The sequence below is a fragment of the Paenibacillus sp. J22P15 genome (assembly GCF_056269345.1).
Genome location: NZ_JBWDNT010000006.1, coordinates 64,987 through 79,205 on the forward strand (window position 1 = coordinate 64,987; position 14,219 = coordinate 79,205).

Genomic DNA, 14,219 nt, shown 5'->3' on the forward strand with positions numbered 1-14,219 from the left:
TCCTACGAGCTGAATTGCTGAGCAAGCCATGAGCTTTGGGAGTTCATTTTATTCATATAGGTCTCCATAGCTGTAAACTGCTTATAATAACGGGCTTCTAAATCTTCTAATCGACGCGCTAATCTTGTTATTTGATCATTGATCTGTTTCGCTGATTTCCCAAGCTCATATTTATTTTCAAGTGAAGTTTCCGTTCCTGCTCTTTCTGTTATTCGTGAGAATAAGGCAGATGCTTTCTCATGTAAACGGGTCGCAATACCATCCTCTTTTTCAGTTGCCCCGTCTGTAGTGAATATTGCCATTACTTGATCTGGATTATTAGCTAAAGCTTCTTTAAGTTTACCTTCGTTAATATAAAGCTTACCTTGATCCAAGTAACTGCCGCTAATCGTGGAGCCGACTACATTTGCGCTTGAAATACCAATAGATGCCAAGATAGGTAATCCTTCTATAGAGCCTGCCACAGCGACGCGCATAGAGCTCATACCGTTGGACAGCAACGTATCACTCCTTAACATGCCACTCCTTGCTTGCTCTTCCCACTTCTTAATTTCCTCTTCGGACATCGCTTCCCTCTCTTCAGCCGTCAAAGGTTGGAAATCACGATTACGTTTCTCCGATATCTCCTTGTTCACATCATCAAGAAGGGAATTATATTTGTCGACAAAATTTTTGATCTTATCAAAGACGGCCTCGACATCCTTTGTTACGGTAATATTGACCGCCGTATCGCCCGTTGTTTGCTTCGCGGTGAAATTTATTCCAGCAACGCTAAACGAATTTGTTGAAAACTTATCCGGTGTGAGACTGCCATTCAAATATACGATCGCGTCTGTTCCTTTTGCTAATGCTGTGTTTTCCTTTCCCGGTTCCGTTTCCGTTTTAACTTTCAAAACATCATTGAGTGTTACTCCAGAAGGGCCACCTGTGAGCTCTAATTTAATCGCACTTTCTTCACCTGTTTTGGCAGTTGAGAAAAATAATCGATCCACTTTTTCATCGTAGACTGCTCTTACGCCAGTAGTACCTGATTTGCTGTTAACCTTCGCAATCAATTCATCAATGGTAGTATCAGATGTGATGTCTATCTTTACCGCTTCACCGATACCTGTAAGCTCTAATATCCCACTTCCATTTTCTCCAAGTCCCACCAACTTTGTCGCACCTGTAGTTTCGGGATCAAATTTCTCTGACATCATGGATGCTGCAGATGCCAGTGATTCAACTTTGATAGAATATTGTCCTTCACTTGCATTCTTACCAGCCGTTACCGTCACTGCGTTTTCCTGTGAGGACGTTACTTTTGGCGCACTGTAGCTAGACTGCAGTTTCATATCAAACGCTGCATTTTTCAAATCAAGTATTTTTTTATTTAGCGTACGATAATCATCGCGTTTCCACTCAAGCAACTGCTTCTTTTGTGTTAGCTTATCCATAGGGATACGCTGTGCAGCCATTAACTTTTTAACAATTTCATCTGTATCCATACCTGAAGCAAGACCACTAATTCGCATAACTCACACCTCTTTCTCAGAATAGATCCTATCTCTTTTCATCAATCAACAATCCAGCCATTTCCCATAACTTCGCAACAAAGTCCAATGATTTCTCTGGTGGAATCTCACGAATCACTTCCCCCGATTCACTATCGAGCACCTTTACCGCAATCATTCTCGTCTTCTCATGAACGGTAAACTCCAGACTTGTTGCCTTTCCTTGCATAGCCTTGATAGCACGATCAATTGCTTTCACAATTTGTTCGTCACTTACCGTGTAGTTCTCACCGCGCAGTTCCGCTCTCTTGAGGTCTCCTAAACTCGTGATAGTAGTAATCGTTTCAGATGAGTGAGATGAAGTGTCCCTTACGCGATCTATATCTGGCTCAATAGATTTACTTCCTAAACTTGCGCGATTAGTGAATCCGTTTGCTCCCATTGATGAATTAATGTTCATCACGATACAGCCTCCAACTTTATAGTCCTAGTTTATTTATCGGTTCATAATTAGCGAATGATTAGAGAAAAATGAAGCAATTAGATTGCCTTTATGTGCATCCTTGATACTCATAAAAATTGGAAAAACCTCCTCAGTTACACACCAATATTCGCTCTCCTCATCATTGAATATAATTATCACACTACTTTCACAGCTACAAATTTATGTTCAATAATTAAAGTACCATGGAATGTTTAAGGAGACTCTAGGTAGACAAGGACCTCCTTGGTTTTCGTTAAGATTAACGGAGCAATTAAAGTACGCTTCACGGTTGTTGGCTATGGACTCTCCACAGATTTAGTTCTCAGGTATACATGCCTCTTTTTTGACCATGTCAATCAAATTTTGTACGTTTACCTCACCCGGATCTACCATAACCTTGCCAATCTTAAATTCTGCTTCATTGCCACTCAAGACATTTTAAGGTAGAGAACGTCTCATACCCGCTGATTAGCAATAAACTGATACAATGACCACAAAATACAATCCCAAATTTCATATGAATATCCACTTTACGAACTTCTCGCAAAGTATTACTAGTTTTTACAAGAGTAATCCTTAACGAAAATAAGAGACCCTAGATAGTCTAGGATCTCCTTGTAAATCGCTATGATTAACGAAGCAATTGAAGTACGCCTTGTGGTTGTTGGTTCGCTTGTGCAAGCATAGCTTGTGCAGCTTGTGCAAGGATACTGTTCTTCGTTTGGCTCATCATTTCTTTTGCCATATCTACGTCACGAACACGAGATTCAGCAGCCTGCAAGTTTTCAGATGTAGTACCCAGATTGTTAACAGTGTGCTCCAAGCGGTTTTGCACAGCACCTAACTTGGAACGTAATGTAGAGACAGCTGTAATCCCAGTATCAATAATACCAAGAGCAGTTTGTGCATTGGCTTTCGATTTCAAATCACCTGCTGCAGCTCCCATAAGCGTAGCAGCGTCAGCATTAGAAAAAGTAAAACTAATTTTTTGCCCACCATTTGCGCCAACTTGGAAATCAACTGTATTTGTAGTACCATCCCACAGTTTTTGAGTATTAAACTCTGTTTCATCGGAGATGCGGTCAATCTCTAACACTAATGCTTGATATTCTTCATCTAGTGCATCACGATCAGCTTGTACGTTAGTATCATTGGAAGATTGTACCGATAATTCACGCATACGTTGAAGAATGCTATGAGTTTCGTTAAGAGCACCCTCAGCTGTTTGAATCATGGAAATACCATCTTGAGCATTACGGGAAGCTTGATCCAAACCACGGATTTGACCACGCATTTTTTCGGAGATTGCTAGACCAGCTGCATCGTCACCTGCACGGTTGATGCGAAGACCAGAAGACAATTTCTCGATGTTTTTGCTAGTAGCTGCATTGTTTACACCTAGCTGACGGTGTGTGTTCAAAGCTGCGATATTGTGGTTAATAATCATTGTTATTTCCTCCTTGAAATTTTCGAATTCCCGCATCCTTGCGGGGCTTCCGATAAAAGGTCGGCCGTCCAGTTATCGTGCTAATATATATATCGACAGATTTCCTCATTTGTTTATAGCTTTAAAAAAATTATTTTTTGAATAATTTTGAAACATCCTCTATAGATAGTGGACTCGCTGCCGCTGCACGGTTCTCAGCTTGAATGGTCAGATAGATTTCTTTGCGGTATATATCTACTTCTCTCGGTGCCTTTATGCCTAATTTGACGTTATCGCCTTCAACACCGAGGATCATGATTTCTATGTTGCCGCCTATTACAATAGACTCGTTGCTTTTGCGGGATAATACAAGCATGGCATGACTTCCTCCTTATTCTCGAATAAGCGGGGCGCGTGTGCTATAGGTATTGTCGTGAAGGATCAGCTGCTTCCCTACTTTTTTATTGGTATTCAACACAATCGGTGCCATTAAATTAATGGTTGAACGTGATGGATCCTCCTGTACCGTTACGATAGACCATATTTCAATGTCCGTTTCATTAGAAATATCAAGCTCTTTCTTAGAAGGATCATGCAATCTCCACTCATATTCGGGATAGAACAAAAACGGGCTTGCAACCAACAACGATATACCCTCGTCTTCTACTGATTTCATGATTTTCACCGGAAGGCCGTCTTCTACGTCTGTAAATACAAACTCATGCAAGTTCTCGAACCCTGGAATTCCATGCTCAAACTGATAGACCGTCAAATCTGTACTCATATAATAACCTCCTAAGCTAAACTGTACACATGAAATAATAAAAACTATAGACCTAGTCTGCCATATGCATACTGTCTATAGTCTTTAATTAAATAAATTAGTGTTTTGCCGTTCAGACTCCCATTATCTCAGGAAGTCAACAAGACTCGGACGAATGATTTGTGCACCTACTGATAATGAAGCCTGGTACACATTCTCTTCTGTTTTCATATTCGTAATGACTTCAGCCATATCTGCATCCTCGGTTTTGGATAGCACGGTTTGCAAGTTAATATCAACCTCACTGAGTCGGTTTTGAATAATTTCAACACGATTCATCCTTGCACCGACTTCTGCACGCGTCGTCAGCATTTTGCTTACGCGGCTATCGATTTGTCCAAGCAGATTTGAAACACCCTCTTGGTCACCTGAACCGAGCGAATCAAAAGCACGCTGCAGCAATAGAAAAACATTGTCGCTCTTATTCATATCCTCTACACTCGCAGCTGGATCCACCTGTTCACCAAAAACTTCATTGCCCGTAATATTAGTCGCCATGCTCATCCCTGGAGACAGCTCATATTTAATGGAACCGCTGTCCGATGCTACTTGATAAGCTTTCAGCTTAGGAGGTACAGCATTTATATCTGCTGTTTCCTCTAGCGTTGTCGCCGGATATGGCTTAACATTCGTATTTTCACCATTGTAAACTTGTTTTCCGTTGAATTGGCTGTTGCTGATCTCAACCATTTGATTATATAACTGCGAAATTTCTGTTTTTATCGCAGTAAGACTTGTTTGCTCAAGCGTGCCATTGGAGCCTTGTACAAGTAATTCTCTCGCACGCGCCATCACTTCACCCGCTTGACCAATTGTGGAATCCGTGTACTCAAGCATAGATAAAGAAGAACTTACATTGTCTAAGTATTGGTTGTTCGAATCAAGCTCTGTTCTATAACGAAGTGAGAACGTAATGCCTACTGGGTCATCCGACGGCTTATTAATTTTCATACCTGTCGATAGCTGATTTTGCAAGTTATTCATTCGCACTAGGTTGTTTGAAACATTTCGCAGCAACTGCGTGTTCATCATCGATTGCGTGACGCGTAATGACATCGTATATCACCTTCAACTTCCTCTTAATTTTACAATCCAACCCTGCCCATTGAATTAATAACCCGATCAAGAACTTCATCAATCATGGTCATATTCCGAGCAGCTGCATTATAGGCATGCTGAAATTTGATTATATTCGACATTTCTTCATCGAGCGAGACACCGCTGACGGATTGTCTGCGAGAATCCACTTGATCCACTATCGTTTGCTGGTTATTTAGCATCCGAGTGGATTCAGAAGCTTGTACACCAAGCTGTCCGACAACTGATCGGAAATATGCATCTACCGTATTTTTGTTTTCCCCAGTACCTGCATCAAAGTCAAAGCGAACGTCTCTCATTTGTGAGAAAAGCACGGCCAATGAGTTATTCCCGCTGATCGTAGTTTCTGTGCCATCCGCATTCGTCTCCGTACGCATAGAGCTGGCAATTAAATTGGAGTTGGCTACTATGGCTGGATTAAGAGTAATGTTACCGGCATTTAGGCCTGCTGTCCCGCCTGCTTTGTCCGTAAATAACGGCAATCCCGGTTCTGATCCACCTAATGTGTAACCTAACTGGTGCAAACCATTAAGGCCTTTCACCGTAACAATCGTATCTTCTTGTAATGTACGATTCGCGTCTGTGTAGGTTATATTATTGAGAACGGTACCTCTCGGCAAGACCGAGCCTTTAGGAAGCGTAACTTCGAATTCACCATTCGCCATCGTCTGCACCAAGTTGTCAAGCTCGCTAATGTAGTTCTCTACATAATGGTCCCTAGCATAAATCGTACCGTGAATCGCGCCGTTATTAAGATCGCCTGATGCAAATGCGTTGTTTATTGCTTCCATATCTAAATCATTCTTAGCTGTCCCTTGAACGAGTTCGATATCCCCCATTGTAATTCGGTAGCCACTCTCTTGATCTTCTACTCGAATGTTCACTAGCCCCGATAGCTCATCCGTAAGTAAATCACGCTGATCTCTTAAATCATTAGCGTTATCGCCCAGGCTTTCGATTCGTTTAATTTCTCCGTTCAATTGCGCGATACTCGTTGTAATCGAATTGAGCGTATCCAGATTAATCTGTGCGTTCTCGCCCAAATCCGCTTTCAAATCACCCAGTTGCTTCGCTGTATAATTAAAAGCATCGACCATTGCCAGCGTTTGTTCAGCAATGACTTTCCGACCGTCAGCATTCTCTGGATTTTTACTCAAGTCCGACCAAGAATTAAAGAAATTCGAGATTAGTGATCTCATGCCCGTATCACTTGGCTCATTGACAATGCCTTCTAATTTCGAAAGCGTATCTGACTGGACGGAGAAATTGCCAAGTGATTTATATTCATTTCTAAACTGATTGTCTAGAAATTTTTCTCTAATACGTGTAATTGAAGTCGCCTCAACACCTGTACCAAGCTGACCAGCCGCTACTGATTTAGAGAATCCTACTGCTTCAATAGGCCGGGAAGCAGTCATGTTAACCACTTGTCGTGAGTAACCGCGCGTATTGGCATTCGAGATGTTATGACCTGTTGTATTGAGAGCAGATTGTGTGGTGAACAAGCTGCGTCGTGCTGTTTCTAAACCATGAAATGTTGATGCCATTGTATCATGCCCTCTCTCTACGTCCTCGTTTCGAATCGGCTGTTGCGCTTAGCAACCAAGCCCTGTACATCACGATGATAGGTTGCTTCATTTTCTTCCGGACCGAACAGCAGGTCTTCTGTGAAATGCAAATGATCGAGATTCATTTTGACAAGCTGCTGATTAAAATCGTTAATATCTTGAAGCTTCTTAAGCGCCGCAGATAAATCTACCCATATCGTTTGAAGCTGCTGTTTCTCCTCAACATGATAGACCGCTTGTATCAACTTCTCCATCTTGAATGAACGGTGAGAAGTCAGCTTCTGGGACAGCATATATTTTCCGATCATAAAAACCCGCTGCTGCTCCAGATCCAGAATTCGCTGAAGGCTCTTCTTCTCTTTGCTCGAAATATATGAGAGAGTCTCGACCTGACTTACCGTAATTGCCGACGTCTTCGCATTTCCATACTCAATGAGCTGCAGATGCTCGTCTAATAGCTCACGCAAAATCGCTATGATTTGCTGGATATACTCGTTCATTTAGTGAACTACTCCTTCAGATAGGGAAGCAGCTTCTCGGCAAGCTTGCCAGCTTCCACATGATAGTTGCCCGTTGCTACCGCACGCTTAAGCTGCTCAATATGTTCTGTTCTGTCCGCTCCGCTTGCCTTGCTTGTCGATAACAATTCCTTGGCAGCAGCAGAAATTTGAACCTCGTCCTTCTGCTTTGCTTTGTCTGGTCCACCGATTCTGGACTCCATTTGTTTATGGTACGGATTAAGCGCGCCAATACGATTCGTCTCATTTATTTTCATTGTTTACCCACCTCATTATTTACAGGAACTAAAAAAGCCGATTACCTTTACAAGTATTATCGGCTCGAGTCAAGTGAAATTTTATAGAAGATCAAATATAAACTTAAATCATTTATCGTTATATCTTTCTAAACCTTTGTAAATCCCTGCTGCATTTTGTGACGAATTTAATTGTTCTTTCCTCGTCAAGTCTTCGAACATCTGGTTCTTGTCCTTTACAAGGCGTTGGCGACAACTATCGCATAGATGATTCTCACGAATGAGCGTTCCGCAGGATTCACAAGGATAAGACATATTCGGTGCGTTCATGATGGAAATACGACCCTCGCGGATAAACTTCGTGATCTGTTTAATGGAAACGCCAGTAGCCTCAGATACCTCTGTAATAATCGAGCCTCTAAACTCACGCAAATAATTTGCACAAAGTTCATACTCTTTATCTATTTCTCGTATACATACCGGGCATACGTCTCTAAAGTTTTTTGCAAAAAGCTTACCGCAGCGAGGACAATTATCTAGGTTCATCGCTCTGAGCCCCCTTATATTGTAAAGCTATTAGTTATATTCTAATCGATAACATTAACTTTTTCACTATGAATCTGTTTGCTGCTCTACGAGCTGGCAATCATTTAGGAGCGAGCCCAGGTCAATATATAGATATCGAGCGGCAGCTCTGTATTACGATGTAGCACTTCAGAGCAAGCTTCCGCTGTACTGCCTGTCGTATAGATATCGTCTATCAAAAGAATGCGATAGGATCTGTGGTTTAGCTGATCTTTGCCAACAGAGCGTGCTGGATGAGTAATCATGACGCGCAGCTCATCTGCTTTAATGTCAAACAGGGATTTGGAATCACGTATTCTTTCTGAACGTGTTTTGAAGCTTTGCTTCTCGGGGTGACGAGAACGAATGAGCAGCTGCAAGAGAGGCAAGCGATGTCGCACTGCAATATGACTAGCAAGCTGCTCTGCTTGATTGAAGCCTCGATCTGCTGCTCGCTCTTCACTGACTGGAACATAGGTAATGGCGTCCCAGCAATGCGCTATTTTTATTTTCCCTTTCTTGATGTGACTGTTAGCTGCATTAGACTGATGGATGATTTCAGCGGTCATTGCCTCGAAAACAGGGAGCAGCATCTCCCCAAGCAAAGGGGCAAGCTGCTCGTTGCCCCTATATTTATAGAGGGCGAGCATCGCCCTCATCGCTGGATTGTAATGAACCGCACTGCGGTTCATTATGAATGCGCCATGCGGACGACGTATGCAGTCTTCGCATGGGATACCTCGCCCGCATCTGCGGCAGGCGATGCGGGTGAGCCATGGGATTGCGGAGAGGCACGCTCCGCAAAGGGAATGTCGAAGCTGGGGCGTCAGCTTCGGGTTGTTGTAGCTGCTCGCGCTGCGAGCCTCGCTTTGCGGTTTGCCGCATAGGAGACATGCGGCAGAGTGGGGAGCGAGCAGCTGCGCGGCTGTGGTGAAGGCGGATTGAAGACGCTGGAGCCATGCTCTGGGCGAGACGGTCATTTGGGCGAGCCTCCTTTGACTTTGGGGAGCAGGTAGCCTTGCTTGCGAGCCATGCGGTTCATTTTTTTTATGTGCTGCACCGCAAGCTGCTGCGGCCTGCTGCGATCGCGGCTGCAAAAGTAGACGCGGCCAAACGGATCCTCCGCGCTTCTCCCAGCCCTTCCTGCCATTTGTACCAAGGAGGCCTCGTCAAAGAGCCTCCCGTCTGCATCCAAAATATACACATCGCTTTTGGGAATGGTCACTCCCCGCTCTAGTATAGTAGTTGTGACAAGCACCCGAATCTCTCGCGAGCGAAAACGCTGCACCTTCTCTGTTCGCTCTGCATCCTGCGAGGAGGTTGCAGATACAGCAGAATGTGAGAGTGCCGCTCGTATTAAAGCTGCCATAGGTTCGGTTTGTGTAATCTGCTGAACGAACACAAATAACTGAGCATTACGTTCCAGCGATGATCGCATGACGGTTAATAGCTTTGATGGCAGCTTACGCTGCTGAAGCATCTGCTTCACAGTCGGTGTTTGAAGAAGATTCGGTACTGGCAGCGGATGGCGATGATAACGTACAGGAACTCTAGCATGAGGAAGCTTGCCATATTTGGCCGCTCGCTGTAGTTCACTTGGCGGCGTAGCTGACAATAACAATCGAGCAGCCCCAGGTGCACAGCTCTTATCAGCTGCAAAATGGAGCTGTGGATCGCCAGCATAAGGAAAAGCATCGAGCTCGTCCACAACGACGAGGTCAAAACCCTGATAGAAACGCAGAAGCTGATGGGTTGTAGCAAGTGTAATATCTCCTCTCTCCCAACGCTGCTCGCTGCCGCCATACAAAGTAACGACAGAAGCCTCTGGAAAAGCTTTACGAATGCGCGGGTCAAGCTCGATCACAACATCGCGGCGCGGCGTTGCAATAAGCGCCCTGCCTCCCCGGAGCAACACAGATTCTATCAACGGAAAAATCATCTCGGTCTTGCCCGCTCCCGTGACGGCCCAGAGGAGAAATTCCCTCACCTGCTTCGGATTTTCCGCCTTTGATAAAGAACGTTCCCCTGCCGGCCCCTCCACGAACTGCAGTGCTTTTGCCGCTGCCGCCGTCTGCGCCGGGCTAAGCTCCCATTTATTAAGCCGCTGTTCATATACAACCGGCTTTACTACCTTTGCAGAGCTGCCTGCGCTCGCTTCTGCCAATAGCAACCCGCTGCGCTGCCCCGTAACGAGCAGCTCACACTCCCGGCTCCGCCCCATCCCAATGCACGCCATGCAATAGGCGCACTGCCTCCCGCACGCAGCACATGCCGTGCGATACAGCTGCGCCTCACCGCTCCCGCAGCGCTTACAGCTGCGCTCACGCCTACGGCGCCAAAAAACGTCCAATCGCCCGCCGTTACCTGCGGCGATTGATCCGCTGAGGCGCACCCGCCCGAGCAGCGAAGCAAGCTGGAGCACACCGCTCCAGCCAGCTTCGGCACCGGGACAGGCTGCGCCAGCTAACAGGGCGTGTGCCTCGCTTCGCAATAGCGCACGTCCCTGCATCATATCCGCGGCAATCTTCGCCCCTGCCGCGATTTCTCCCAGCTCCGCTGCGCTAAGCTCTCGCCCGCTATCCGAAACCCCGAACCGAACCCACCGCTCTGCCAATTCAGAAATACGCTCAGCATCAGCTGCTCCTTGCCGATTCCTCCGACCGCCCCAGCGCTGCCAATAACCAAAACCTTTAGCTTTGTAATCATTTTCACCTCTCTTCACTCCCCCGTTCAAACTTCGAACGCGCCCAGCCTGTCCTTCTGTTCTCCCTCCTTCAGCCTTCGCCTCCGCCACACATATCATCAACAGCTGTATTGCCTCCAAACTAGCATTTCGCCTTGTTTCTTCGTTTAACTCTTTATGCACAGCTCTTTTAATTCCGTGGCTTGGAGCAGCAGCCTTGTCCCAAAGTTCTACTGCAAGGCAGGCAACACCGAGCGGGAGCGCCTCTTGCAATAACCAGCCTTCATCCGCAGTTTCTTCATTAACACAACCCGCTTCATCAAATGCCCCATTCATCCAAAATTGCTTGTCCACTTTCGCATTTATGGTCACCCAAGCCTTCCAGCATCCGCATACCTCCACAACATATACCTGAGCCTTCATTCTCATCCGCTCCCTTCACGATACGTACCTAAAAACAAAAAAAAGCACACCCAACGACGCAGTTCGCGCCATTGAGTGTGCTTCACTCCAATTATTTCATTACCGCAAAGTATATACTAAAATGGCATTTTCGACAAATCAGCTGGGTTTTGCAAATCAACCAGCACTGCATGATCGGAATGCGATACAATCCCTTCTGCCTGCAGCAGCCACAGCAGCTGGGTTCCATCTACACCTTTTTTCTGTAAACGCTTACCATCATCGTTTGTGATTAGTGAACCATTTCCATTAGGGTGTACTATGACCTCATTGCCTTCTCTGGTTAGTCGTTCAACAATAGCTAGTGTTTCATCCGTTACCCCTTGATCAACAATCGTCAATCGAACATTCTTGCCCATTCGCTTGGAGAAATAAAACAGCGATCGTACATACCATTCCATATTTTTTTGCCGGACGTCCGCAACAAGCACGTAATGCTTGCTCGATTTCTGTCGCACTCGCCAAATTCGATACGCCAGATGCACCGACAATGCAGCCAAAACATAACAGCCAACAATAAGTAGTAGAACTTCAAACATGGCGGCCACCTCCTCTTTGTGACACTATATGCCATGAAGAGCCCACTGGTTCCGCTGCTTCTGGACAAGATGACAAAATGTGCGTTGTGTCAAAAAGTGTCCCCTTTTTTCTCCTAATTTCAGTCATTTTATGACAAAGAAACACCCTTGAGCAATCTACGGTATATGTTATCATTTTATTATGAATCTTTACATATTTAAGGAATTCACGCATATAGAAAGGAAGAGGTGGATTGTTACAATCATCATAACCAGGGAAGCGATGAAATATAATCTGCAACTGGACACTTGGATTATATGGAGCTAGTAGTGTAACCGGCCCTCTTAGAACTCCACTACCTATCTAAGAGGAGAGTGAAAAATGCGCTATTATAAAAAACAATTGTTAATGGGCTTAGCACTCCTACTGATTTTCTCGCTAACGCTTAGTTCCCTGGCTCTTGCAGAAGGCGTAAACAATCAAGAAACAACTGCAGCCGTGCCCTCAAATGAGAATAGCTGCCAGCAATTTTCAACCAGTAGAGATGATATCCCTAAAGCACAATCCAACATCGTAGATAATAACGACGGAACAGCTACTGCCACCTTTAAGACAAAAATCGATTGCGTTCAAGTCAGTTTCTCATCTTATGTAAGTCCAGATGACTGGGTTGCAAGTCCCGGCGATACAACAATTCCATACCACTTACAAAAACACTATGACGGACAATCCTTTATTTATCCTAAAGCCGGTACGTATACCGTCACGATTGATATCCCAGCATGCTTGCCTTATCAATTAGACATCTACAGTGGAGATTTGCTTCTCGAGTTAGGTTCAAATGCTCACGGCAGCAGAGCTGTAGCCTGGAAGGTGAAGCTTAATAGTAGTTGTACTACTACTACTCCTACACCTACTCCAACGCCAACTACTACACCAACATCAACACCTGTGGCTACTCCTTCTGAGTCGCCTTCACCTACACCAACATCTACACCTGTGGCTACTCCTTCCGAGTCGCCTTCACCTACACCAACATCAACACCTGTGGCTACTCCTTCCGAGTCGCCTTCACCTACACCAACATCTACACCTGAGACTACACCTTCTGAGTCGCCTTCACCTACACCATCGTCTACACCTGTGACTACTCCTTCTGAGTCGCCATCATCTACACCATCGTCCACACCTACAGTTACAGCTACACCTACTGCAACTCCTACGGTAACCCAGTCACCTACGCCATCCCCTGAGGCAACGCCAATTATCGAAATAGATGAAGAAGAGCCGCCAGTGGGCGGAGTTGGTGAAGAGGGTGAGCCTCCAATCGATACCGTTATTGATGTAGAGGAGGATCAAGTTCCGCTAAGTACCCTCCCAAAAACAGGTGAATCCAGTCCGATTCCATATTATCTTATCGGCGCATTCGCTCTTTCAGTCGGTTTCCTCAATCTCCGTAAGCAAAGAAATAGAAGGTAGATACTTCAACTTCGCACTCCTAGACTGCTTAATAAGCAGCTTAGGAGTGTTTTCTCTTTTTTACAGCACAAAAAACCCGCATCAACCGATACGGGTATTTCCTCGATATATAAATAATAAGCGAAAAGGTTACTATAACGTAACCCATCCGTATTTAATCGATTGAATAACAGCTTGTGTCCGGTCATCAACTTCCATCTTTTGCAAAATGCTGCTCACATGGTTTTTAACCGTTTTTTCGCTAATAAATAAAAACTCCCCAATAAGCTTGTTGCTTTTGCCTTCTGCCATAAGTCTCAATACCTCTGCCTCGCGGCGAGTGAGCGGACTTTCATCGCCAGCAACGAACTTCACTCCCGGCTCTTGAGCAGCAGCTGCTCCGGACACGATGCCCATTTCATCCAAATACGTCATGCGACGAAGCTGATTAATCAACTTGCCTGTTACTTTAGGATGGATATAAGCATGTCCTTGGACAACCGAACGAATAGCATTAATGAGCGACTCCGCCTCCATATCCTTCAGAAGATAACCGGTAGCCCCTTTTCGAAGGGTTTCGAATACGTAGCTCTCATCGTCGTGGATAGATAAAATGATAACCTTTACATCAGGAAACATATTTTTCAAACGTTCTGTCGTGACGACACCGTTCTCGATTGGCATATTAATATCCATCAGGACAATTTCAGGAATGGTATGATTGCAGAACTCCAAAACTTGAATCCCATCTCCACATTCGCCGATGACTTCAAGATCGTCTTCCATATTCAGAATTCGCTTTAGTCCTTCTCGAAAAAGCTGGTGGTCATCCGCAAGTAAAATTTTGATTGTATTCACATTGCTTGCAACTCTTTGGGTCATCATCA

At 44.9% G+C, this 14,219-nt stretch carries 15 protein-coding genes and 1 riboswitch; of the genes, 1 reads left to right on the forward strand and 14 read right to left on the reverse strand.

Annotation, left to right across the window (positions count from 1 at the left end; all coding sequences use genetic code 11):
- Positions 1–2: 2 nt before the first annotated feature.
- The 13 genes from AC0YN6_RS15230 to AC0YN6_RS15290 form a co-directional block, all read right to left on the reverse strand.
- Positions 3–1,514 (reverse strand): flagellar hook-associated protein 2, encoded by a 1,512-nt coding sequence (locus tag AC0YN6_RS15230; RefSeq protein ID WP_475747849.1) that lies wholly within the window; start codon positions 1,512–1,514, stop codon positions 3–5.
- Between the two features lie 28 nt (positions 1,515–1,542).
- Positions 1,543–1,953 (reverse strand): flagellar protein FlaG, encoded by a 411-nt coding sequence (locus tag AC0YN6_RS15235; RefSeq protein WP_475748112.1) that lies wholly within the window; start codon positions 1,951–1,953, stop codon positions 1,543–1,545.
- Positions 1,954–2,608: 655 nt separating this feature from the next.
- A complete protein-coding gene (locus tag AC0YN6_RS15240) occupies positions 2,609–3,424 on the reverse strand; it encodes a flagellin N-terminal helical domain-containing protein (protein ID WP_475747850.1) in 816 nt (271 codons plus the stop codon).
- A 130-nt stretch (positions 3,425–3,554) separates the two neighbouring features.
- The gene (gene csrA, locus AC0YN6_RS15245) at positions 3,555–3,779 is read right to left on the reverse strand and encodes a carbon storage regulator CsrA (protein ID WP_475747851.1); all 225 of its coding nucleotides are present in this window, start codon (positions 3,777–3,779) and stop codon (positions 3,555–3,557) included.
- Between the two features lie 15 nt (positions 3,780–3,794).
- Positions 3,795–4,187 carry a flagellar assembly protein FliW gene (gene fliW, locus AC0YN6_RS15250; protein ID WP_475747852.1) on the reverse strand — a complete coding sequence of 131 codons (393 nt, stop codon included), beginning with the start codon at positions 4,185–4,187 and terminating at the stop codon, positions 3,795–3,797.
- Between the two features lie 123 nt (positions 4,188–4,310).
- Positions 4,311–5,282 (reverse strand): flagellar hook-associated protein FlgL, encoded by a 972-nt coding sequence (gene flgL, locus AC0YN6_RS15255; RefSeq protein WP_475747854.1) that lies wholly within the window; start codon positions 5,280–5,282, stop codon positions 4,311–4,313.
- Positions 5,283–5,311: 29 nt separating this feature from the next.
- The gene (gene flgK / locus AC0YN6_RS15260) at positions 5,312–6,871 is read right to left on the reverse strand and encodes a flagellar hook-associated protein FlgK (protein WP_475747855.1); all 1,560 of its coding nucleotides are present in this window, start codon (positions 6,869–6,871) and stop codon (positions 5,312–5,314) included.
- A 17-nt stretch (positions 6,872–6,888) separates the two neighbouring features.
- Positions 6,889–7,392: a flagellar protein FlgN gene (locus AC0YN6_RS15265; RefSeq protein ID WP_475747856.1), complete on the reverse strand. Its 504-nt coding sequence runs from the start codon at positions 7,390–7,392 to the stop codon at positions 6,889–6,891.
- Positions 7,393–7,400: 8 nt separating this feature from the next.
- Complete coding sequence (gene flgM, locus AC0YN6_RS15270; protein ID WP_475747857.1) at positions 7,401–7,667, reverse strand: flagellar biosynthesis anti-sigma factor FlgM; 267 nt, start codon at positions 7,665–7,667, stop codon at positions 7,401–7,403.
- Positions 7,668–7,775: 108 nt separating this feature from the next.
- Positions 7,776–8,192, reverse strand: a complete 417-nt coding sequence (locus tag AC0YN6_RS15275) for a TIGR03826 family flagellar region protein (RefSeq protein WP_475747858.1) — start codon at positions 8,190–8,192, stop codon at positions 7,776–7,778.
- 104 nt (positions 8,193–8,296) lie between these two features.
- Positions 8,297–9,190 (reverse strand): ComF family protein, encoded by an 894-nt coding sequence (locus AC0YN6_RS15280; RefSeq protein WP_475747859.1) that lies wholly within the window; start codon positions 9,188–9,190, stop codon positions 8,297–8,299.
- Positions 9,187–11,316, reverse strand: a complete 2,130-nt coding sequence (locus AC0YN6_RS15285; RefSeq protein ID WP_475747860.1) for an ATP-dependent helicase ComFA — start codon at positions 11,314–11,316, stop codon at positions 9,187–9,189. The genes AC0YN6_RS15280 and AC0YN6_RS15285 overlap by 4 nt, the downstream gene beginning before the upstream one ends.
- 116 nt (positions 11,317–11,432) lie before the next feature.
- Entirely contained in the window at positions 11,433–11,894 is a 462-nt protein-coding gene (locus AC0YN6_RS15290; protein ID WP_475747861.1) for a hypothetical protein, read from the reverse strand.
- A gap of 246 nt (positions 11,895–12,140) precedes the next feature.
- Positions 12,141–12,224, forward strand: a riboswitch (cyclic di-GMP riboswitch).
- A 31-nt stretch (positions 12,225–12,255) separates the two neighbouring features.
- On the opposite strand from AC0YN6_RS15290, the gene AC0YN6_RS15295 reads away from it, so the two are divergent.
- The gene (locus tag AC0YN6_RS15295; RefSeq protein ID WP_475747862.1) at positions 12,256–13,353 is read left to right on the forward strand and encodes an LPXTG cell wall anchor domain-containing protein; all 1,098 of its coding nucleotides are present in this window, start codon (positions 12,256–12,258) and stop codon (positions 13,351–13,353) included.
- A gap of 132 nt (positions 13,354–13,485) precedes the next feature.
- Here the strand turns inward: AC0YN6_RS15295 and AC0YN6_RS15300 are convergent, their stop codons facing one another.
- Positions 13,486–14,214: a response regulator gene (locus AC0YN6_RS15300; RefSeq protein WP_475748113.1), complete on the reverse strand. Its 729-nt coding sequence runs from the start codon at positions 14,212–14,214 to the stop codon at positions 13,486–13,488.
- Between the last annotated feature and the right edge of the window lie 5 nt (positions 14,215–14,219).

What these genes read in the sequence shown, in the direction of transcription:
- AC0YN6_RS15230 (WP_475747849.1), bottom strand. Translation starts at nt 1,514, where the DNA reads ATGCGAATTAGTGGTCTTGCTTCAGGTATGGATACAGATGAAATTGTT.
- AC0YN6_RS15235 (WP_475748112.1), bottom strand. Translation starts at nt 1,953, where the DNA reads ATGAACATTAATTCATCAATGGGAGCAAACGGATTCACTAATCGCGCA.
- AC0YN6_RS15240 (WP_475747850.1), bottom strand. Translation starts at nt 3,424, where the DNA reads ATGATTATTAACCACAATATCGCAGCTTTGAACACACACCGTCAGCTA.
- csrA (WP_475747851.1), bottom strand. Translation starts at nt 3,779, where the DNA reads ATGCTTGTATTATCCCGCAAAAGCAACGAGTCTATTGTAATAGGCGGC.
- fliW (WP_475747852.1), bottom strand. Translation starts at nt 4,187, where the DNA reads ATGAGTACAGATTTGACGGTCTATCAGTTTGAGCATGGAATTCCAGGG.
- flgL (WP_475747854.1), bottom strand. Translation starts at nt 5,282, where the DNA reads ATGTCATTACGCGTCACGCAATCGATGATGAACACGCAGTTGCTGCGA.
- flgK (WP_475747855.1), bottom strand. Translation starts at nt 6,871, where the DNA reads ATGGCATCAACATTTCATGGTTTAGAAACAGCACGACGCAGCTTGTTC.
- AC0YN6_RS15265 (WP_475747856.1), bottom strand. Translation starts at nt 7,392, where the DNA reads ATGAACGAGTATATCCAGCAAATCATAGCGATTTTGCGTGAGCTATTA.
- flgM (WP_475747857.1), bottom strand. Translation starts at nt 7,667, where the DNA reads ATGAAAATAAATGAGACGAATCGTATTGGCGCGCTTAATCCGTACCAT.
- AC0YN6_RS15275 (WP_475747858.1), bottom strand. Translation starts at nt 8,192, where the DNA reads ATGAACCTAGATAATTGTCCTCGCTGCGGTAAGCTTTTTGCAAAAAAC.
- AC0YN6_RS15280 (WP_475747859.1), bottom strand. Translation starts at nt 9,190, where the DNA reads ATGACCGTCTCGCCCAGAGCATGGCTCCAGCGTCTTCAATCCGCCTTC.
- AC0YN6_RS15285 (WP_475747860.1), bottom strand. Translation starts at nt 11,316, where the DNA reads ATGAAGGCTCAGGTATATGTTGTGGAGGTATGCGGATGCTGGAAGGCT.
- AC0YN6_RS15290 (WP_475747861.1), bottom strand. Translation starts at nt 11,894, where the DNA reads ATGTTTGAAGTTCTACTACTTATTGTTGGCTGTTATGTTTTGGCTGCA.
- AC0YN6_RS15295 (WP_475747862.1), top strand. Translation starts at nt 12,256, where the DNA reads ATGCGCTATTATAAAAAACAATTGTTAATGGGCTTAGCACTCCTACTG.
- AC0YN6_RS15300 (WP_475748113.1), bottom strand. Translation starts at nt 14,214, where the DNA reads ATGACCCAAAGAGTTGCAAGCAATGTGAATACAATCAAAATTTTACTT.